Genomic DNA, 21,184 nt, shown 5'->3' with positions numbered 1-21,184 from the left:
CGCATCAAACCGAAACTGAAAGGTCTGAGCCCGGTAGAGTACCGGGAGCGGGCCCAATCGGCCGCCTGATCCCGTCCAAGTCTCGGGGGTCACTTCACCATGGGGGCTCGATGGCGCCATCCATGGCGCCAACGGTCCTGCCCACCCACACCGCCGCACCCCCGACAGGTTCCCAATGACTGATCGAACATCCACATCATTCATCGTCGAGATCCGTCAGACACCGAAATTGATCGAATGAGATTCGACAGATCGCGGAAAACTGTCGAAGGCGGGGTGGGTCCGGTGACAGGGGCGTGAGCCGCATGGATGCGGCGACCGAGCTTACATGGACGTACTTGCAGCGCCCCCTGCCACCGGACCCACCCCGCCTCCCACAGGAACCCGGCCTTTGACGTTGCGTCAGCCTCTGCGGGTGCAGGGCGCAGCCCTGCAGAGAGAACCCCTACCTGAACAGGTCTTTTTGCGTGAAGTCTCAAACATCGTTTAGACTTGCGCAGTCTGCAGCGGCCGTCCGTTTCCCTCCGGGATCGCCGGCGACCAGGGTCCGCCCTCTTCGCCCGCCCCCACTCCGACGCCGTTCGTCACGCATTCCAGCCTGCGCTTCGTGCCGGCTGCACCCAATTCTCGCAGCGCGGTTCACGGGAACGCTCCGAGTCAGCCGATCAGTTTGATCTGCCCCCGTCTGTCCGTTCGGACAGGCGTTTCTTGTACTTGGAGCAAACTCAATGTCTTTTGAATCGCTGGGCCTGGCGCCCTTCCTGCTGCGTGCGCTTGCCGAGCAGGGCTACGAAAACCCGACCCCGATCCAGCAGCAGGCGATCCCGCTGGCACTGGCCGGTCGTGACCTGCTGGCCGGCGCACAGACCGGCACCGGCAAGACCGCCGCCTTCGGCCTGCCGCTGCTGCAGCACCTGGGCACCGCCTCGCAGGAAGTGCGCAGCGGCCCGCGCAAGCCGCGCGCGCTGATCCTGGCCCCGACCCGCGAACTGGCCACCCAGGTGCACGACAGCCTGCGCGGCTACAGCAAGTACCTGCGCATTCCCAGCGCCTGTATCTACGGCGGCGTCGGCATGGGCAACCAGCTGGACATCCTGCGCCGCGGTGTGGACCTGCTGGTGGCCTGCCCGGGCCGCCTGATCGACCACCTGGAGCGTCGCAGCATCGACCTGTCCGGCATTGAACTGCTGGTGCTGGACGAAGCCGACCGCATGCTCGACATGGGCTTCCTGCCGTCGATCAAGCGCATCCTGGCCAAGCTGCCGAAGCAGAACCGGCAGACCCTGCTGTTCTCGGCCACCTTCGAGGACAACATCCGCCAGCTGGCGCTGGAGTTCATGCGCAACCCGGAACAGATCCAGGTGACGCCGAAGAACACCGTGGCCGAAACCATCACCCACCGCGTGCACCCGGTCGATGCCGGTCGCAAGCGCGACCTGCTGCTGCACCTGCTGGCGCAGGACAGCCGCGAGCAGACCCTGGTGTTCGCCCGCACCAAGCACGGCAGCGACAAGCTGGCCTCGTTCCTGGAAAAGTCGGGCATCAAGACCGCGGCGATCCACGGCAACAAGAGCCAGGGGCAGCGCCTGCGTGCACTGGGTGACTTCAAGGCCGGCCGCGTGACCGTGCTGGTGGCGACCGATATCGCTGCGCGCGGCATTGACATCAACGAGCTGCCGAAGGTGATCAACTTCGACCTGCCGATGGTGGCCGAGGACTACGTGCACCGCATCGGCCGTACCGGCCGCAACGGCGCGACCGGCCAGGCGATTTCGCTGGTGGCACAGGATGAAGTGAAGCTGCTGCGTGCGATCGTGCGCCTGCTGGGCCGCGACATGGACATCCGCGATGTACCGGGCTTTGAGCTGCAGGTGCCGATCCGCTGGGGCAACAGTGCGCCGGGCAAGGCCGAGCACGATACCGGCGAGCGCGCACCGCGCAAGAGCCATGCGCGCCGTCCGCACGGTGATGCGCCGCGCCACGCGCACGCAGGCCCGAAGAAGGCCGGCGGTGGCCGCCGCGAAGGCGGTGGCAATGGCCAGCAGCGTGCAGGCGCCGGCCAGGGCCAGCGCCGTGGCGGTGGTGGCAATGGTGGCGGCCGTGGTCGTGGCCAGGGTGGCGGCGGTGGTCGCGCTGGCTGATCCCAGCTGACATCGAGGGTGCTTCCCGCTGCGCGGGGGCTATCGAGGGACGGCGCTGACGCGCCGTCCTTTTTTGTTGCGGGCTACCGGGTGATAAAGCACGCGGTGGCAGTACCGAGGGCGAATGGGCATGGGGGCAGCGCAGAACACGCTGTAAATACGTCCATGTAAGCTCGATGGCGCCATCCATGGCGCCAACGGTTCTGCGCTGCCCCCATGCCCATCCGCTTCAAGCATTGCCTGCGCCTTCTTGTCCCGCCGGGTAGCCGGGAGAAGAAAGATCAAATTCAAATTCAAATTCAAATTCAAAGGCAAAAGCCGAAGTCGCAATTCCTGGCTTTGCTTTTGCTTTTGTATTTGCCCTTGCTCCCGCCTTGGGGTCTGATGCGTCCGCGCCCTCAGGAAACTGTCATGGGAGGCAGGGGGCCTCAGCCAGGACCGTTGGCGCCAAGGATGGCGCCATCGAGCCCCCATGGATGGGTTTACGGCGTGTCTTGGCTGAGGCCCCCTGCCTCCCAAGCACAACAGAAACTCGGCGCCAAACACATCAACCCCGCGCTTTACTCGGATTCACCAGATTCCCGAAGAAGATCGCGTTGATCAGCAGTCGGTCCGTTCCGTGCCAGTACTTGCGGTGTGCCGGGTCATCGGCAAACAGCAACACGTTGCCCTGCCCCTGCGCCGACACCAGCAGCCACGCACTACCCGCCACCCGCGTGCGGTTGCGCTCGGACAGATAGCCATTCACCCGCGGCGGCGCGTCGATGCGCACCACCGTGGAGAACGGGTTCGCGCTCGGCTGCAGCGTCACCGTGTTCTCCTTGTTGATCGCCAGCTGCCGGCGCGGCACGCCGAACGCCAACGGATGGCTGGCATCCACATCGGCACTGAGGATGTTGCCGCTGACCCGCTCGATCGCGGCAATGTCGCGCTGATCGCCGAACGCACGGCGGCTTTCGTCAGCAGCGTCTTCTTCCTTGCCGAGCTTTTCGCCGTCGGCCAGCTTCTGCTCGATCGCCCACTTCGAGGCACTGCCGTAGGTCACCAGTGAACCTCCGGCCTGCACCCAGCGCTTCAGTGCAGCCACCGCCGTGGCATCGACGCCCGTGTAGGTGCCACCGGACAGCACGATCGTGGTGTAGCGGTCCAGCGGTACCTTGCCCAGCTGCTGCGGATCCAGCTTGCTGGCTGGCAACTGCAGCTGCTGGTCGAGCAGGAACCACGCCGATCCGATTTCGGTGGCGGCCACGCCCTCGCCCATCACCAGTGCCACCGCAGGCTTGCGCAGCGCCTTGACGCCGTCACTGCCGAGGTCGATGCCTTCGCGGCTCCGGCCGCTGGACAGCGCGTGGACCTGTACGCCCGCCTCGCGCGCGGCGGATGTCACTGTCTCGAGCAGCGCCGCGCCCTGCAGCGATTGCCCGGCAACCGGAATGACCAGGCTGCCGGCGGCGAAGCTGATGTCGCCCTGCGCGGTCGCGGTGGTGAACGGCTGGAATGCCGCGCGTGCATTCACGCCCTTGCCCTGCAGCGCGGCCAGCGCGCGCCCGGCGTTGTAGTCGCGCCAGTCGATGGCGTAGGCGAATCCGGCCTCGCCGCCCAGCACCGCGCCCTGCTCCGCCGGCAGCGCGGTTACGCGCGCACCGCCTTCGATGCGGCTGCGGCTGCCCGCGAAGGCCACACCGTAGGCCGGTGCGATCGCATAGCTGGTGCTGCCGTAGAACACATCACCCTTGATCGGCGGCGTCTCGGCAAAGATCGAATGCACCAGGCGGAACTGCGCCTGCTGCACCGGCACCACGTAGGCGCTGCCGGCATCGAAGCGCTGCCCATCGACAGTGACTGCACGGTCCAGTGCGCGCACCTCGATCCGGTGCAGCAGCAGCAGTTCCAGCAGGCGACGGGTCAGGGCCGGGTCATGCGCATCGCCGAACACGAAGCTCTTCACCGGCTGCTGCGCAGCCTGCTTCAGCGCGCTCTGGAAGAACTGCTTCTGCAGGTCGAACAGGCCGCTGCGCTCGGCCACTGCGCCACGCACCGTGCCCAGCCCGGTGGCGACCTGGTTGCGGATGGTGAACGGGAACGTCAGCAGGCCATTCACCGATTCCTGCACGCGGCCGCGCGAGCTGGCCTGCTCGACGGTAACGCCGACAGCGCCATGGAAGTCCGGATAGGTGGAACCGTACACCGGCGAGAAGTTGTCGAAATTCTCGCCGGTGTAGTACAGCGACCCCAGCGCATCCAGCGCCTGCGCGTGGTACTTGGCGAGGGTCTTGTTGAATTCATACGACGCCGCCGGAATCAGCGGACTGTGCATGCTCTTCGGCGAGGGCTCGAAGTAGTAGGTGCTGTCCTTGCCCATTTCGTGGAAGTCGATCTGCACGTTCGGGTACCACTGGTGGAACACCTCCACCTTCGGCCTTGAGTCCTGCTGGGTGAGGGCCAGCCAGTCGCGGTTGAGATCGGTGAAGTAGTGGTTGGTACGACCCTGCGGGAAAGGCTCGACGTGTTCCTTGTCGGCGGGGTCGGCAGAAGCCGGGTCGGACGCCCAGGCGTTGTGCCAGTTGGCAGCACGGTCACGACCATCCGGATTCTGCGCTGGATCGAACAGCACCACCGCCTGCTGCAGCCATTGCTGGGTTTCTGCGTTGCGGTTGGCCACCAGGTAGTACGCCGTCAGCATCGCTGCCTCGGCACTGGAGGTCTCGTTGCCGTGGACGCTGTAGCCCAGCCACACCACCACCGGCCTGTCACCGGCGGCGCTGCGCGGCTGCGCCGGATCGGCCAGGGTCGCGTGCTGCTGGCGGATCTGTTCCAGCCGCGCATGATTGCCTGCAGCGGTGACGGTGGCGATCAACAGCGGGCGGCCTTCATAGCTGCGGCCGATCTCGCGCACGCTGATCTTGTCCGAGCGTTTCGCCAGTTCCTGGAAGTACGCCACCAGCTGGTCGTGCCGGGTGTAACGGCTGCCGATCGGGTAGCCGAGGAACTGCTCCGGCGTCGGCACCGCTGCATCAAACGCCGCTGCGTCAGTGACCTGCGGAAAGAAGTACGCGCTCTGTGCCTGCGCCGGCTGCGGCAAGGACAGTGCGGTAGCGGCGGCAAGCAGCAACGGAAGAACGGCACGGCGATGCAAGGACACGGTGACTCCCCTGGAACACAACGGCAGACGATCGCGCGGCCGGTCCCCCCAGGTGACCGGCCGCGGCGGATGGATCAGAAGCGGTAATCGAAGCCCAGCGTGAAGTAGCGGCCACGCAGGTCGTACTGGCTGAAGTCGTACGGCGCGCGGATGCCCGGGAACGAGGCGTCGTACGGCGGCGTCTTGTCGGCCAGGTTCTGCACCTTGGCATACACGGTCAGCTTGTCGATGCCGGTGTAGGCCAGGTACAGGTCGTACTGGCTGTAGCTGCCGACGCGCTGCTGCACGGCTTTGGCGGCGGTGCTGGCCTCCTGGCGGTAGCTGCTGGTGTAGTACCAGGTCACGGCTGCGTTGAAATCACCGTACTTCCAGTCCAGCGTGGTGGTGGCCTTGTCCTTGGGCAGGGTCGCGCCCAGGTTGCTGCCGGCGTAGTCGACCAGCGGCCCACCGACCACGGTCGGGCGACGGTAGTCGCGCACGTGGGTGTAGGCCGAGGACACGGTGAAGTCACCCAGTGCCGCGGTCGGGATGCGCTGGCGCAGCTCGACATCGATGCCCGAGGTCTTCAGCTCGCTCAGGTTCTGGTAGCGGTTGTAGACCGCCTGCAGCTTGCCACGCTCATCGCGCTGCACGGCGCCGGCCACGTTGTCGTTGACCAGGGTCTGGGTGTTGTTGGTGCCGACCAGGTTGTCCAGCTGGATGCGGTAGTAGTCCACGCTCAGGTTGGTGTTGGCCCACGGCGACAGCACCACACCGAAGTTGACGCTCCTGGTGCGCTCCGGCTTCAGTTCGTTGTTGCCGACGGTGAAGAAGGTTGGGTTCTGGCGCGAGCCCGGCACGTCCGGATCACGCGGGTCGACCACGCTTCCGTAGGCGATGCTGGTGCTGTTGGAGTTTTCCGACAGCGACGGTGCACGGAAGCCCTTCGACGCCGACGCACGCACCAGCAGGACATCCAGCGGCTGCCAGCGCAGGCCGATCTTCGGCGAGAACGCATCGCCGAAATCATCGTAGTGATCAGCGCGCGCGGCGGCGGACAGCTCCAGCGTCGAGGCCAGCGGCACGTTCACTTCGGCGTAGGTCGCACTGACCTGGCGCTTGCCGTGCACTTCAGCAATGGCCGGGCGCACCTGCAGGCCGGCATCGATCTGCCACGGGTTGTTGGAGTCGAGCTTTTCGCGGCGCCACTCGGCACCCGCAGCGAAGCCGATCTCGCCGGCCCAGGTATGGCCCAGGCTGCCGGAAATCTTCGCATCGATGCCCTGCAGCTTGGATTCGGCCGGACGCAGCGTGGCGATGTTGATCGAATCACGCACCGACTGCGGCGTGGCTGCCGGGTTGAGCAGGTTGTAGCTGCCCGTGGCCAGCGCATCGGCCAGCGCCCAGCGGTTGGCGAAGCCACCGGACACGCTCTCGCGCTCGCTGCTGCGTGCACCGAACGCGGCCACTTCCCAGTCCCACGACGCGGTGGTGCCACGCAGGCCGAACACGCCGCGGTAGGCAGTGGAACGGTTGGTCTTGATCGTGCCGCCCAGGTCGAAGAAGGTGTACTCGATCGGGATCGCGCGGCCGTACGGGTTGTACGGATTGTTGGCCGGCAGCAGCGACGACACCGGCTCTGCCAGGCCGCTGTTCGCGTTCAGTGCGAAGCGGCCGCTCTCCAGAGTGAAGAACGGGCTGCTGCCGAACCACGCGGCACTCTTGATCTGGCTGTACAGCACTTCGCCGAACGCTTCGACGTTGTCGTTCAGGCGGAAGGTACCGTTGGCGTAGGCCTGGTAGCGCTTGGTCGAGGGGATCAGCGTGGTGAACGGTGCCTGGTTGAAGCCGCAGGTGTCGCCGGCCAGGCCGTCGATCGGTGCGCTGGCCACGCGGGTGGTGCCGGTCGGGCAGTTACCGTTGGCATCGAGCATCGGCACCGAGACGCCGTTGACCAGGTAGCGCGCGCCCTTGGCCGACCAGCCGTTCCAGCGGCCACCCGGCTTGTCGGTGTAGATGCCGCTCCTGGTCAGGTTGCGTTCGTCCTGGTCCAGGCGCTGGCGGTTGTACCCCTGCAGGCTGAAGAGGATGTTGTAGCCATCGGTGTCGAGATCACCCAGGCCGCCGACGAACTTCAGGTTCTGCTCGTGCAGGCCGCCCTGGTCGGCACCGCCGAAGCTGCCGCCGATCTCGGCGCCTTCGAAGTTCTGCCGGGTGATGATGTTGACCACGCCGGCCACGGCGTCGGAGCCGTACACCGCCGAGGCGCCGTCCTTGAGCACCTCAATGCGCTCGACCGCGACCAGCGGCAGCGCATTGAGATCGACGAAGGTGTCGGACAGGCCACCGGCCGGGAAGCCGTAGTTGGCCAAGCGACGGCCGTTGAGCAGCACCAGCGTGTTTTTCTGCGACAGGCCACGCAGGCCGATGCCGGCCGAGCCGGACGCCCAACCATTGTTGGTGGTTTCGTTGCTGGCGTTGCCGGTGTTGGCCGAGATCGAACGCAGCACATCGGCCACGGTGGCCTTGCCGGTCTGTTCCAGCTGCTGGCGGCCGATCACCTGCACCGGGTTGGAGGCCTCGGTATCGGTGCGCTTGATGTTGGAACCGGTGACGCGCACGGCGGCCAGGGTACTGGCTTCGCCACTGGCATCGGCGGAGGTTTCGGCGGCGGCGGACAAAGGCGCGGCCAGAGCGACGGCCAGGGCCGCCACGAGCAGGGTGTGCTTGGGCATGACGATGTGGGGGAGGTGGAAAGGGCGACGTAGTTCCGCAGTAGTCCATGCCTGGCCGGGGTCCGGCCAATAACATCTCTTCATACGGATATAAGAGAAACTATCATCTCTTCATCCGGATGGAAAGAGTTACTTCACGAAAGCCCAACATCCGCTCAGGATGGCCGGCCACCTGCGGCGTACAATCGCGCCATGGAAATCTTCAAAGTCTTCATGCTCGAGGCGGCGCACCGCCTCCCCAACGTGCCGCCGGGGCACAAGTGCGCGCGCCTGCATGGCCACTCGTTCCGGGTGGAACTGAAGGTCGAGGGCGAGCCGGGGGCGCAGACCGGCTGGATCATGGACTTCGGCGACGTGAAGGCGGCCTTCCAGCCGATCTACGACCGCCTGGACCATCACTACCTCAATGACATCCCCGGCCTGGAGAACCCGACCAGCGAGAACCTGGCGGTGTGGATCTGGAACGAACTCAAGCCCAGCCTGCCGGCGCTGAGCGAGATCACCGTGCACGAAACCTGCACCTCCGGCTGTCGCTACCGCGGCCCGACGGCCTGATCAACCCATTGATCTGAAAGGTGTTTCAAAGGCGCCTTGGGCGCCTTTGTTATTTTTGTTGCATTGCCGCATCAACGGCGTATGCTGCAATGCATCAAGCCACTCCCTGATGCCCCATGGCCGCCGCCTTCAGCGATCGCTTCAGTGATGCCACCCGCCAGCTCGCCGCCGCAGCAACCCGCGCGAACCGGTTGGCGTTGGAGAACGCGGAAAGCATGTTCGGCGTGCAGCTGAAGGCGATGGAGCGCAACCTGACCGCGACCGGCGGCTGGTTGGGTGAACTGGCCCGTAGTGACGACACGGCCGGGATGCTCAACAAGGGCGCACAGCTGTGGCAGGACAACCTGCAGCGGCTGGGCCAGGCCCAGCAGGACGTGGTCGGTCTCGGCCTGCAGGCCGGCAAGGCCTGGTCCGAACTGGTGCAGGGCTACAACGAATCAACGGCGGACGCGAACAACCACTGACGCGACGCAACGCTCATTGCGTGGGTCCCTCCCCCACGCAATCCGGACCCGGCAGATCCCTCCCTCTGCCGGGTCTTTTTTTGCCTGGCGTCTGCATTGAAGAGCGCTTCCTCGTCTGGATTCCCCGCGAACTGACGGGCCCCGCCGGGACAGGCAGGGCCCTGGGCAAATGTCCCCCGGCGCCGGCCGTTGGCCGTCACCTTCTCCTTTACTTTGCCCAAACCCCTGCCCGCCCCGACGAGGCTCGGCGTGCGGTGAGGAAAGCGCAGCACGCGCGGCCGCCTTTCAAGGAAGCGCCGACAAACTCCGAACGCCGGGCGGATGCCCTTGCGTACGAAGTAAAGGGGGAGGTGACGGCCAACGGCCGGCGCCGGAGGACATTCGTACGCAAGGGCATCCGCACGGCGCCACGCAGAATGAATCCGCCACACGCGTGTCTTCGTCCCGATTCCCCGCGAACTGACGGGCCCCGCCGAGACAAGCAGGGGCCTGGGCAAATGTCCCCCGGCGCCGGCCGTTGGCCGTCCCCTCCTCCTTTACTTTGCCCAACCCCCTGCCCGCCCCCGACGAGGCTCGGCTTGCGGCAGGAAAGGAAAAGCGCAGCGCTCGCGGCGCCTTTCAACGAGGCGTCGACGAACTCCGAACGCAGGGCGTAGGCCCTTGCGTACGAAGTAAAGGGGGAGGTGACGGCCAACGGCCGGCGCCGGAGGACATTCGTACGCAAGGGCCTACGCCCTGCGCCACGCAGAACAAACCGCGAAGGAATCTCAACGCCCGCGATTGACGTGCCAGTGCTGGTGCCACGCCTGGAACATCAGCACGTTCCACAGGTGCGTGTGCCACTTGCGTTCGCCACGCAGGAACGCTTCCCAGATGCCGCGCACGCGTGCCGCATCGAAGCAGCCCTGGTTGCGCAGCAGCTGCGGGTCCAGCAGTGCCTCCGCCCAGTCGCGCAGCGGGCCCGCCAACCAGCGCGCCATCGGCGGTCCGAAGCCGCGCTTGGGGCGATACACCAGCGGCTCGGGCAGGTAGCGCGCCAGCAGGTGCTTGAGGATCCGCTTGTGCTCACCGTCGTGGTACTTCAGGTGCTGCGGCAGGCGCCAGGCCAACCGCACCACCTCCATGTCCAGCAGCGGCGCGCGCGTCTCCACGCCCGCCGCCATGCCCGCACGATCGACCTTGGCGAGAATGCCCTCGGCCAGGTCCATGCGGAAATCCAGCAGCTGGATGCGGGCCTCGGCCGGCAGCGCCGTGTCCTGCTGCTGGAAGATCGTCATCGGCTCGCGTGCACCCAGCACCACCTGCGCCGGCTGCCGCCAGCGCGTCACGCGCTGCAGGTAGTGACCTTCCACGTCGTTGGCGGCGACTTCCGCCACCAGTGCGCGCCAGCCGCCCAGGCGGCCGCGCTCGACATTCATGCGGTTGCCGCTGCGCCGCGCCAGATCACGCACCCAGTCCGGCAGGCCACCGCACAGGCGCGCATTGCGCAGCGCGCGGCCATAGCTGGGGTGGCCGAAGAACAGTTCATCGCCACCGTCGCCGGTGAGGGCCACCGGCTTGCGCGCGCCCAGCAGTTCACTGGCCAGCAGGGTCGGCAGCTGCGAGGCATCGGCGAACGGTTCGCACCAGACCTGCGGCAGCCGCTGCAGCAGATCCAGGCCTTGTCGCGCATCCATCCGGTGCAGATGATGCTGCACGCCCAGATGCCGCGCGACCTGCGAGGCCCAATCGCTCTCGTCATGGCCGGGATCATCGAAGCCAACCGTCCACGCTTCGATCGGAAGCGTCGACTGTGCCTGCATCATCGCCGTCACCAGCGAGGAATCGGTGCCGCCGGACAGGAACGCACCGCAGGCCAGCGGCGAATGCATGCGTGCGGCGATGGCCTTCTGCAACGCAGTTTCCAGCTGGTCGGTCGCCTGCTCCAGGCTCGGCGCCGGCAGCAGCGGTTCCTGCAGTGCGCTCTGCATCGCATCGCGTGCGCACCAGTAGCGTGAACCACCCTGTGCGGCCTGGCTGGAGCCGCCAGCCGCATGGTCATTCAGATCGACGCGCAGCATCGCGCCTGCCACCAGCTTGTGGATGCCGCGGTAGATGGTGTGCGGTGCCGGCACGTAGTCATGGCGCAGCAGCAGGCTCAGCGCATCCTGGTCGATGCTCGGGGCGAAACCGGCAAAGGCCTGGAGTGCCTTCATTTCCGAGGCGAACAGGAACCGGCCCTGGTACCAGCCGTAGTACAGCGGCCGCTCGCCAACCGGGTCGCGGGCCAGCCACAGTTCGCGCGACTCGCGGTCCCATACGCTGAAACCGAACGCGCCCTCGATGCGGGAAAGCGCCCGTTCCACGCCCCATTCGATGATCGCCTGCAGCAGCAGCCGCGCATCGCTGCAGCTGCGTGGCAGATCGCGCAGCTGCGACTGCAGGTCGGCCCGGTTGTACAACCGGCCATCCAGGCACAGCACGTAACGGCCACAGTCCGAACTCAGGGGCTGCAACGGCGTATCGGTTGGCGCCCGGCAGTGGCCCAGCGCCAGGCCGGCCTCGGCGTCGGTCCAGTAGCCGATGCGCCCCCGGCCGCGCTGCTGCAGGGCGCGCAGCATTGGCGCCAGCTGCTGCAGCAGGTGTTCGTCCTCGGCGGGCGGCAGCCAGGCCCCGACCACGCCGCTCATCGGGCACCTCCGCAGCGGCAGCGGCGGGACGGGTTCAGCAGGCAGGCGGCGGCGGGCGACATGGGAGCGACACGCGGAGCGGAGGAGACTCCATGCTCGGCCCGCCCCCGGCCCTGCGTCAGTCGCTTTGCTGTCAGCGATGGTCACCGTGCGTATCACGAAGGTAACGTTTTGTAACAGCATCAGGCTATGCTGGACGCCAAGTTGTTGCCAGGCCTGAGGCCCGGCCCGTGCGCCAGCAACCCCGGCTGAATGGCGCCCGCCCCCGGGACCCGGGCGGCCCGAAGGCTGGGATAGCATCGCCGCGCTCGTGCCGTGGCGGTACGTGTGCGTCCACGGAGGCCTTGAAAATGCTGGATATCGTACTGGTCGAAGACGATGCCCGCCTGGGTACGATGGTCAGCGACTATCTGCAGCGGCATGGCTATCAGGTGGCCCACGAGCGCAGCGGTGAGCGTGCGGTGGCCCGGATCCTGGCCGACAAGCCCGCCCTGGTCCTGCTCGATGTCGGCCTGCCCGACCAGGATGGTTTCGAAGTGTGTCGGCAGATCCGCCCCCACTATGACGGCATCATCTGCGTGCTGACCGCCCGCACCGACAACATCGACCAGGTGCTGGGACTGGAACTGGGCGCCGATGATTACATCGGCAAGCCGATCGAACCACGGGTGCTGCTGGCCCGCCTGCGCGCCCACCTGCGCCGCCACCGCCGGGTCGAACCACGCGACGGCAGCCTCCGCTTCGGCGAGCTGAGCATCGACCCGTCCACCCGCAACGTGCACCTGCAGGGCGCGCTGCTGGAGCTCACCACTGCCGAGTTCGACCTGCTGTTCCTGCTGGCCAGCAATGCCGGCCAGATCCTGGACCGCGATGCGCTGCTGCGCGGCCTGCGCGGGATCGCCTTCGACGGCCTGGACCGTTCGATCGATGCACGCATCTCGCGCCTGCGCCGCAAGCTGGGCGACAACCCTGAACAACCGGAGCGGATCAAGACCGTGCGGGGCCGCGGCTACCTGTTCAGCCGCTCGGCATGGGGATGAAGCGCACGCCCTCGGCGATGCGCGGCCACGCCTTCCATTTCCTGCGCTACGGCATCGGCTTCCTGGTCGCCCACCTGCTGCTGATCGTGCTGGGCCTGTGGGCCTGGGATGCGCTGCTGGAAGACCGCACCGAAGCCGGACTGCTGGCCGAGATGCGCGGCACCCATGCCCTGCTGCAGCACCGCTTCGCCGAAACCCCGCGCGAGCAGTGGCCGACGCTGGCGCGCGAACTGGACGCCGACTTCGCCTATGCCCTGCGCATGGTGCCGTTGGCAGAGGCGATGAAGGCGCTGCCGGCCAGCCAGCGCCCCCCCTTCAGCAACGGCCGGGTGCAGATCGACCTGGAGCACATGCGCAGCCTGCAGCGGATCGGCGACAGCGACTACGCGGTGATGCTTGGGCCGTTGGACGAAGCGCTGCCTGACGAGGGCTGGCAGGACAGCGAAGTGTCAGGCGTGGCGATCCTGCTGCTGATCCTGATGGTGGCCGTGGCGCTGCCGATGTACGTGATGGTCTACCGCCTGTGGCGCGACGTCTCGCAGCTGGCCCAGGCCGCGCGGCAGATGCGCGACGGACAGCTGGACACGCGCGCCCCGCGCGCCGGCACTGCGCTGGTGCGGCCGCTGGCCAATGCCTTCAATCACATGGCCGAGCAGCTGCAGCAGTTGCTGGAAAGCCAGCGCGTGCTGGCCCAGGCAGTGGCGCACGAAGTCCGCACGCCGCTGGCGCGGATGCGTTTCGGCCTGGCCGACCTGGAGGACACCGCGCTGGACGAGATCCAGCGTGATGCCTTGGGCGGCCTGCGCACTGATGTCGATCGGCTGCAGCACCTCACCGATGCCGGCGTCGAGTACGCCGCGCTCGGCCGCTGCCATCAGCTGACCCGCCAGCGCCTGCAGCTGGCGGCACTGGTACGTGGCGTGGTGGCCCAGTTCGCACCGCTGCCGATGCCGGTACAGCAGATGCTGTCGCCGGCGGGCCTGGTCAACGTCAACCGGCACATGCTGGAACTGGCATTGCGCAATCTGCTCGGCAATGCCCTGCGCTATGCGCGGCGGCAGATCCGTATCGCCAGCACGGTCAACGACGGCTGGCTGTGCCTGCAGGTGGAGGACGATGGCCCCGGCATCGCACCCGAACTGCGCGGCCAGGTGCTGCAACCCTATGTGCGGCTGGATCCGGGTAGCCCCGGTTTCGGCCTCGGACTGGCGCTGGTGCAGGTGGTGGCCGACAAGCATGGCGGCCAGGTCGAAGTAACCGATTCGGAGCTGGGTGGTGCCTGCATCCGACTGCACCTGCCGCTGGAAAGCGGCGCTGCCGTGGAGTGCGATGCGGCCTGCTAGGCCGCTGGTTCCGCACGCGGCAACGCAAACGCGAACAACGCGCCGCGCTCGCTGTCACGCAGTTCGATGCGACGGCCGTGCAACTGCACGATGCGCTGCACGATCAGCAGGCCCAACCCGCCGTTCTCTCCACGTCGCGCGCCCAGCGCGGCCGGTGCCTGGAACAGCTGAGTGCGCAGTGCAGGGGCAACACCAGGTCCATCATCGGCCACGCTCACCTCCACGCTGTCCGGCGTCGCGCGCAGGCACACCTCGATCCGCCCACCGTCGGGCGCATGCCGCAGCGCGTTGTCGAGCAGGTTGGTCAGCACCCGCTCGACCAGGCCCAGATCGGCGCGCACCAGCGGCAGGCCGGGCGGGAAGTCCGCGTGCAGGTACTGGTTGCGAGCCTGCGCCGCCAGCTCGAATTTCTGCAGCACGTCCTGCAGCAGCTCCGGCAATGCGAACACCTCCCACTCCAGGCGCACTTCGCCATGCTCCAGCCGCGCCAGCTCGAACAGCGCACGCGCAAGCCGGCCAACCTTGGCGCTCTGCGCCAGCGCGATACCGAGGTAGCGGCGACGCTCGTCCGGCGACAGCGTGGCGTCCTTCAGCGCCAGCGTTTCCAGATAGCCGTGCAGCGACGACAACGGCGTGCGCAGGTCGTGCGAGATGTTGGCGACCAGCTCGCGGCGCTGCAGGTCCTGCTGGCGCAGCTGCTGCCACTGCTCGCCCAGCCGCTGCGCCATCTGCGCGTGTGCGTGCTCGAGGATCACCAGTTCGTCGCGCTCACCGGCGCGCAACGGCTCCGGCGGCGGCAACGGCGTGGGTGCGTCGATGTCAAAGGCCTGGATGCGCCGGGTCAGCCGCCGCAGCGGGCGCGTCACCCAGTAGAAGGCCACCAGCCCGGCCAGCAGGCCCAGGCTGCCGACCAGCATCACCGACCACAGCGTGGTGTTCCACTGGCTGCCGGCGGCAAGGTCGTCGGACAGCATCTGACGGTGTTCGCCGACCAGCACCACGTACACATAACCGGCCTGGCGACCCTGCACGATCAGCGGCGCGGCACTGAACACCTTGCGGCCGTCCGTGCTGCGCGGGTCATCGCCCAGGATCGGCAACGGCGCACCGGCCAGCAGCCGGCGCAGCGGTGCCACGTCCACCCGGTTGCGCACCAGATGGCCTGTCGGCGCATCGTGGCCGAGGATGCGGCCCTGGTCGTCCAGCAGGTAGACCTCGACGCTGGGGTTGACCGCCATCAGCTGGCCGAACAGCGCGCGCACCGCGGCATCACGCATGCCGCTGGTGTCCATCAGTTCGCTGCGCTGGGCAATGTGCTCGGCCAGGCCCAGCGACAACCGCTGCACCACTTCCTGCTCGTGGCGGGTGTTGGCGCGCATCTGCAGCGCCAGCAGCGCCATGCAGCACATCAGCATCAGCGCAGCGATCACCGCCGCCAGCTTCTGCCACAGGTTCGGCTTGATCATGCCGCCGCCCCGGCAGGATCGACCAGCTTGTAGCCACGGCCCCACACCGTCAGCAGCCGCCGTGGATTGGCCGGGTCCGGCTCGATCTTGCTGCGCAGGCGATTGATGTGGGTGTTGACCGTGTGCTCGTAGCCATCGTGCTGGTAGCCCCAGACCTGGTTGAGCAGCTCCATGCGCGCGAACACCTGATCCGGATGACGGGCGAAGAACAGCAGCAGGTCGAACTCGCGCGGGGTCAGCTCCAGCGCATTGCCATCCACCGACGCGGTGCGCGCGACCGGGTCCAGCTGCAGACCACCCAGCTCGATCGCGCCGGCATCGATGCGCGCGCTCTGCGCCATCGCCTCGGCCCGGCGCAGCAGCGCACGCACGCGGGCCACCAGTTCCGGCATCGAGAAGGGCTTGGCCAGGTAATCATCCGCCCCCAGTTCCAGGCCGACGATGCGCTGCGTTTCGCTGCCACGCGCACTGATGATGATGATCGGCACATAGCGCGCCATCGCGCGTGCACGCTGGCACACCTGCAGGCCGTCCACGCCGGGCAGCATCACGTCCAGCACCAGCGCATCCCATGGCCCTTCCTGCTCGAGCAGGCGCAGGCCGGCATCGCCGCTGGCGGCATGGGCGACGTCGTAGCCCTCATCGCCCAGATGCATGCGCAGCAGGTCGGCGATGTGGGCATCGTCTTCAACGATCAGCACGCGTTTGGTGGACATCGGCAGCTCGGGGCCAGTGGGGAGGCTGGCTGCATTGTGGCGCGGGATGGACGCCGATACCTCACGAAAAATTGAATCCTGCGTGAGGATTCGTTGACCCGGGCGGGCGCAGCATGGCCCCGTCGCCCCTTCCCGGAGTCCGCCATGTCCCTTACCCGACGCCATCTGCTGGGCCTGGGCGGTGTTGCCACCGCCGCCGGCCTGCTCGGCCTGGGGGCCTGCAGCCGTGCCGCCCCGGCCGCCGCTGAAGCGCGCCCGTCGCGACAGTTCGAGGTCATGCGCAGCGATGCCGACTGGCGCCAGCGCCTGACCCCGGCGCAGTACGCAGTGCTGCGCCAGCAGGCGACCGAGCGCCCGTACAGCAGCCCGCTCAACAAGGAACACCGGCAGGGCACGTTTGCCTGCGCCGGCTGTGCGCTGCCGCTGTTCTCCTCCTCCACCAAGTTCGAGAGCGGCACCGGCTGGCCCAGCTTCTGGGCGCCACTGCACAACGCCATCGGCGAAGACCGCGACGTCACCTTCGGCATGCTGCGGGTGGAGGTGCACTGCCGCCGCTGCGGTGGCCACCTCGGTCATGTGTTCAACGACGGGCCTCGCCCAACCGGACTTCGCTACTGCATGAACGGCGCGGCGATGGTGTTCGTTCCCGGTGCCGCTGAGGGCGGTACCGCCGATGGCTGGCGGGTGCCGGTCGGTTCTTCCCCTGCTTCCGGAGCCTGACGATGCTGCTGTTGCTGCTTGCCTACCTGGGGGGCGCGCTGACCCTGCTGAGTCCCTGCATCCTGCCGGTGCTGCCGTTCGTGTTCGCCCGTGCCGACCGCCCCTTCCTGCGCAGCACGCTGCCGCTGCTGCTGGGCATGGCACTCACCTTCACCGTGGTCGCCAGCCTGGCTGCGGTGGGCAGCCAATGGGTGGCACAGGCCAACCAGGTCGGACGCTGGATCGCCCTGCTGCTGATGGCGCTGTTCGCACTGGCATTGCTCTGGCCACGACTGGCCGACCATCTGCTGGCGCCGTTCCAGCGCGTGGGTGCCCGCTTGAGCGCGCGTGCCGATGCGACCGACGCAGCGGGGCGTGGCGGTGCGTGGACCTCGCTGCTGATCGGCATCGCCACCGGCCTGCTGTGGGCACCCTGCGCCGGGCCGATCCTCGGCCTGGTGCTGACCGGTGCCGCGCTGCACGGGGCAAGCGCCGGCACCAGCACGCTGCTGCTGGCCTACGCACTGGGCGCGATCACGGCGTTGGCCCTGGCCGTGTGGGTGGGCGGCCGCGTGTTCCGTGCGCTGCACGCGCGGCTTGGCCTTGGCGATGTGCTGCGCAAGGTGCTGGGCGTGGCCGCCTTGCTGGCGGTGGTGGCGATCGGCCTGGGCTGGGATACCGGCCTGCTGACCCGTCTTTCCACGGTCAGCACCGCGCGTATCGAGCAGGGCCTGCTGGATGCGGTACCCGGCGCGCAGCCGGCAGCTCCGCCGATGATGATGGCCGGTGCCAACGCCGCTGCCGATGCACCGCTGCCGGTGGAAGGCACCCTGCCCGCGCTGGACGGCGCCACCGGCTGGCTCAACAGCCCACCGCTGACGGCCCAGCAGCTGCGCGGCAAGGTGGTGCTGGTCGATTTCTGGACGTACTCGTGCATCAACTGCCTGCGCGCGATGCCGTTCGTGCACGAATGGGAGCGCCGTTACCGCGACCACGGCCTGGTGGTGATCGGCGTGCACACCCCGGAATTTGCCTTCGAGCGAGACCCGCGCAACGTGATGAAGGCGGTGCAGCAGCTGAAGGTCGAATACCCGGTGGCGCTGGACAACCAGTACACGATCTGGCGCGCGTTCAACAACCGCTACTGGCCGGCGCAGTACTTCGTCGATGCGCAGGGCAACATCCGCGGCCACCAGTTCGGCGAGGGCAACTATGCGCGCTCGGAACAGGTGATCCGTCGCTTGCTGACCGAGGCCGGCCAGACGAACCTGCCACCGCCGGCCGATCCGGCCGCCGCCGATCTGAAGGGCGTGGCTGCGCAGGCCGACATGGGCAATCTGCGCTCGCCGGAAACCTATCTGGGCCACGCCCGTGCCGAGCAGTTCGCCTCGCCCGGTGGGCAGCGCAGCGACACCGCGTTCGACTACACGTTGCCGGCCAGCCTGGCGTTGAACCAGTGGGGCCTGTCCGGACGCTGGACCGTTACCGACGAGGCTGCGCAGCTGCAGCAGGCCGGTGGCCGCATCGCCTTCCAGTTCCATGCGCGCGACCTGCACCTGGTGCTGGCACCGGGCCAGGAAGGAAAGCCGGTGCGCTTCCGCGTCCTGCTGGATGGCAAGCCATTGCCCGCCACCGATGCCGGCACTGATGTCGGCGCCGATGGCAGCGGCGTGGTCGACGAGCACCGCCTCTACCAGCTGGTGCGCCAACGCGGCACGGTCAGCCCGCAGCGCTTCGAGATCGAATTCCTCGATGCGGGCGTGCAGGCCTATGCCTTCACCTTCGGTTGAGCCGGGAGGACACGATGAAATTCTCCTTTGAACAGGGCATTGCCGCTGGCGTTGCCGGACTGGTGGCCACGGCACTCATCGCCGGCGTGCTGCTCGTTGACCATGGCGCCATCGCGGCACCGGTCGAAGCCAGCGCGCAGACCGGCGCGCTGCCAGCACCCAGCGGCGATGCCGCGTTCCGCGATGACGCCACCCACGCCAGCGTGGTGTTTGCCGGCGGTTGCTTCTGGGGCGTGCAGGGCGTGTTCCAGCATGTCAAAGGCGTGAGCAATGCGGTGTCCGGCTACATCGGTGGCAGCGCTGCCAATGCCCGCTATGAGCGGGTCAGCAGCGGTCAGACCGGTCATGCCGAAGCGGTGAAGGTCGACTACGACCCACGCCAGGTCAGCTATGGGCAGTTGATGCAGGTGTTCTTCTCGGTGGCGCACGACCCGACCCAGCTCAACCGTCAGGGGCCCGACCACGGCAGCCAGTACCGGTCGGCGATCTTCACTGACGACGCCCGCCAGCAGGCGGCCAGCCGCGCCTACATCGCCCAGCTCGGCCAGGCCGGCAGCTACCGCGCGCCGATCGTCACCCAGCTGGTCAGCGGCCAGCGCTTCTACCCGGCCGAGAGCTACCACCAGAACTACATGACCAACTACCCGCAGGCCGCCTACATCCGCTACTACGACGCGCCAAAGCTGGCCGCGCTGGGCAGGCAGTTCCCGGCGTTGTACCGGCGCGATGCAGCGCTGGTGCCGATGCGGTAACGACCTGGGTAGTGCCGGCCGCTGGCCGGCAACCGCACCGTTCCGCATCGAGGGATTGCCGGCCAGCGGCCGGCACTACCAAAAAAAGACGCACGGCCATCCAGCCGTGCGCTTGGAAAGTACCGGCCGTGCCCCGATCAGGCCCGGCCGACAACGACATGCTAGGCTCGCCGTCATCATGGGTACAGCACCAGATGGCGGGAAACTCGATGGATACAGATGATCAGAGCGCAATGATCCCCCCCCGCTACCAACGGCTGTCCGACGAACTGGCCGAGGCCATCCATGGCGGCCGGCTTCCGGTAGGCAGCCGCCTGCCCTCGCTGCGGCAGATGGCGTCGCAGCGCCGGCTCAGCCTGAACACGGTGATTGCCGCCTACCGCCAGCTGGAAGACGCTGGTCTGGTCATTCCGCGGCCCAAGGCCGGCTTCGAGGTCGCGCCGCGGCTGTCGGTGCCGGAACGTTCGCTGCGCGACACACCTTCTGCGCCCACCGCGCCGCTGCAGCAGGTACTGATGGCCCGCGTGCTGGAAGCACAGCGCCGCCCCGGCGTGATCGACCTGGCCTTTGCCGGCCCGCGCGGTCGCCAGTTCTACCCCGGCGCGCAGCTGGCCAAGCACACGGCGCAGGTACTGCGCCATGGCCAGCAGACCGTGGAGACCTATGCACGCCCCAACGGCTCGCCACGGCTGCTGGCGCAGATCGTGCGCCGCGGCCCGCGCATGGGCCTGCATACCCACAGCGAACGCCTGCTGCTGACCCACGGTGCGATGGAAGGGCTGCAGCTGGCGCTGCGTGCAGTCACCCAGCCCGGTGATGCGGTCGGCATCGAGGCGCCGTCCTACTTCAACCTCTACCCGTTGCTGGCCAACCTCGGCCTGCAGGCCATCGAACTGCCCACCCATCCGCAGCTCGGCCTGGATGTGGATGCGCTGGACGCGCTGCTGGAGCACACGCCGCTGGCCGCACTGGTGGTGATGCCGACCGTGCATAACCCGCTCGGCTGCACCATGCCGACCGCCGCCAAGCAACGCCTGGCCGAACTGGTCAACGCACGCCAGCTGCCGCTGATCGAAGATGCGGTGTATGCCGAGCTACAGTTCTGCGAACCGCCGGCACCGCTCCTGAAGGCCTTCGATCGCGATGGCTGGGTGATGGTGGTCGGCGGCTTTTCCAAGACGCTGGCGCCGGATTACCGCATCGGCTGGCTCGATGGCGGCCGCTTCGCCGAGCGCATCGCGCTGCTGAAATTCCAGTCCACCGGCGGCGAACCGCAGCTGCTGGGCGACGCGGTGGCGGCCTATCTGGAAGCGGGCAGCTACGAGCACCACCTGCATCGCATACGCCGCCTGTACCGCGAACAGGTCGGACGGCTGCGCCAGCTGGTGGCCGAACACTTCCCGGCCGGCACCCGCGCCACCGAACCGCAGGGTGGCTTCCTGCTGTGGCTGGAACTGCCCGGCGTGGACACGCGCGAGCTGTTCGAGCGTGCACTGCAGGAGGACATCGTGTTCATGCCCGGCCAGGTGTATTCACGCGGCGCGCGGTATCGCCATTGCCTGCGGCTGTCGTGCTGCCAGACGCTGGATGCACGCTTCATCGGCGCGGTGGAGCGGTTGGGTGCGATCGCGCGGGAGCTGGCGGGCGCAGCACGGTAGTGCCGGGCGCTGGCCGGCAACTGCACGCAGGTGGA

Annotated in this window: 14 protein-coding genes; 9 read left to right on the top strand and 5 right to left on the bottom strand. The window is 67.7% G+C overall.

The window, feature by feature from the left end; translation table 11 throughout:
• Positions 1–728 precede the first annotated feature (728 nt).
• Positions 729–2,141, top strand: coding sequence for a DEAD/DEAH box helicase (locus AC5P7E_RS15970; protein ID WP_005412154.1), 1,413 nt, complete (start codon positions 729–731; stop codon positions 2,139–2,141).
• Between the two features lie 547 nt (positions 2,142–2,688).
• Here the strand turns inward: AC5P7E_RS15970 and AC5P7E_RS15965 are convergent.
• Both AC5P7E_RS15965 and AC5P7E_RS15960 read right to left on the bottom strand, forming a co-directional pair.
• Complete coding sequence (locus AC5P7E_RS15965) at positions 2,689–5,283, bottom strand: M14 family zinc carboxypeptidase (RefSeq protein WP_114618966.1); 2,595 nt, start codon at positions 5,281–5,283, stop codon at positions 2,689–2,691.
• Between the two features lie 74 nt (positions 5,284–5,357).
• The gene (locus AC5P7E_RS15960; RefSeq protein ID WP_114618965.1) at positions 5,358–7,997 is read right to left on the bottom strand and encodes a TonB-dependent receptor plug domain-containing protein; all 2,640 of its coding nucleotides are present in this window, start codon (positions 7,995–7,997) and stop codon (positions 5,358–5,360) included.
• A gap of 192 nt (positions 7,998–8,189) precedes the next feature.
• Between AC5P7E_RS15960 and queD the strand changes: the two genes are divergently transcribed.
• Both queD and AC5P7E_RS15950 read left to right on the top strand, forming a co-directional pair.
• Positions 8,190–8,552, top strand: a complete 363-nt coding sequence (gene queD / locus AC5P7E_RS15955) for a 6-carboxytetrahydropterin synthase QueD (protein ID WP_005407953.1) — start codon at positions 8,190–8,192, stop codon at positions 8,550–8,552.
• A 116-nt stretch (positions 8,553–8,668) separates the two neighbouring features.
• The gene (locus AC5P7E_RS15950; RefSeq protein ID WP_005407952.1) at positions 8,669–9,016 is read left to right on the top strand and encodes a phasin family protein; all 348 of its coding nucleotides are present in this window, start codon (positions 8,669–8,671) and stop codon (positions 9,014–9,016) included.
• A gap of 767 nt (positions 9,017–9,783) precedes the next feature.
• Here the strand turns inward: AC5P7E_RS15950 and asnB are convergent.
• The gene (asnB, locus tag AC5P7E_RS15945; protein WP_049417429.1) at positions 9,784–11,685 is read right to left on the bottom strand and encodes an asparagine synthase (glutamine-hydrolyzing); all 1,902 of its coding nucleotides are present in this window, start codon (positions 11,683–11,685) and stop codon (positions 9,784–9,786) included.
• Positions 11,686–12,035: 350 nt separating this feature from the next.
• Here asnB and AC5P7E_RS15940 point away from each other — a divergent pair, with 350 nt between their 5' ends.
• Complete coding sequence (locus tag AC5P7E_RS15940; protein WP_005407950.1) at positions 12,036–12,725, top strand: winged helix-turn-helix domain-containing protein; 690 nt, start codon at positions 12,036–12,038, stop codon at positions 12,723–12,725.
• Positions 12,722–14,068, top strand: a complete 1,347-nt coding sequence (locus AC5P7E_RS15935; protein ID WP_049417428.1) for an ATP-binding protein — start codon at positions 12,722–12,724, stop codon at positions 14,066–14,068. The genes AC5P7E_RS15940 and AC5P7E_RS15935 overlap by 4 nt, the downstream gene beginning before the upstream one ends.
• Here AC5P7E_RS15935 and AC5P7E_RS15930 read toward each other — a convergent pair.
• Both AC5P7E_RS15930 and AC5P7E_RS15925 read right to left on the bottom strand, forming a co-directional pair.
• Positions 14,065–15,534, bottom strand: a complete 1,470-nt coding sequence (locus tag AC5P7E_RS15930; protein ID WP_049402694.1) for a sensor histidine kinase — start codon at positions 15,532–15,534, stop codon at positions 14,065–14,067. The genes AC5P7E_RS15935 and AC5P7E_RS15930 overlap by 4 nt on opposite strands.
• Positions 15,531–16,250, bottom strand: a complete 720-nt coding sequence (locus tag AC5P7E_RS15925; RefSeq protein ID WP_005407947.1) for a response regulator transcription factor — start codon at positions 16,248–16,250, stop codon at positions 15,531–15,533. Before AC5P7E_RS15925 ends, AC5P7E_RS15930 begins: the two co-directional genes overlap by 4 nt.
• A gap of 144 nt (positions 16,251–16,394) precedes the next feature.
• Here AC5P7E_RS15925 and msrB point away from each other — a divergent pair, with 144 nt between their 5' ends.
• The 4 genes from msrB to AC5P7E_RS15905 all read left to right on the top strand — a co-directional run bounded on the left by msrB (position 16,395) and on the right by AC5P7E_RS15905 (position 21,149).
• On the top strand, positions 16,395–16,970 hold the full coding sequence (gene msrB / locus AC5P7E_RS15920; RefSeq protein ID WP_005407946.1) for a peptide-methionine (R)-S-oxide reductase MsrB: 576 nt from the start codon (positions 16,395–16,397) through the stop codon (positions 16,968–16,970).
• Positions 16,971–16,972: 2 nt separating this feature from the next.
• Positions 16,973–18,739 carry a cytochrome c biogenesis protein DipZ gene (locus AC5P7E_RS15915; RefSeq protein ID WP_114618963.1) on the top strand — a complete coding sequence of 589 codons (1,767 nt, stop codon included), beginning with the start codon at positions 16,973–16,975 and terminating at the stop codon, positions 18,737–18,739.
• A 14-nt stretch (positions 18,740–18,753) separates the two neighbouring features.
• Entirely contained in the window at positions 18,754–19,491 is a 738-nt protein-coding gene (msrA, locus tag AC5P7E_RS15910) for a peptide-methionine (S)-S-oxide reductase MsrA (RefSeq protein ID WP_114618962.1), read from the top strand.
• Between the two features lie 209 nt (positions 19,492–19,700).
• Complete coding sequence (locus tag AC5P7E_RS15905) at positions 19,701–21,149, top strand: aminotransferase-like domain-containing protein (protein WP_495222854.1); 1,449 nt, start codon at positions 19,701–19,703, stop codon at positions 21,147–21,149.
• Positions 21,150–21,184 lie beyond the last annotated feature (35 nt).

It is taken from the genome of Stenotrophomonas sp. YJH_SMC_25 (assembly GCF_059369595.1).
This window is presented reverse-complemented; position numbering and strand designations above follow the sequence as displayed.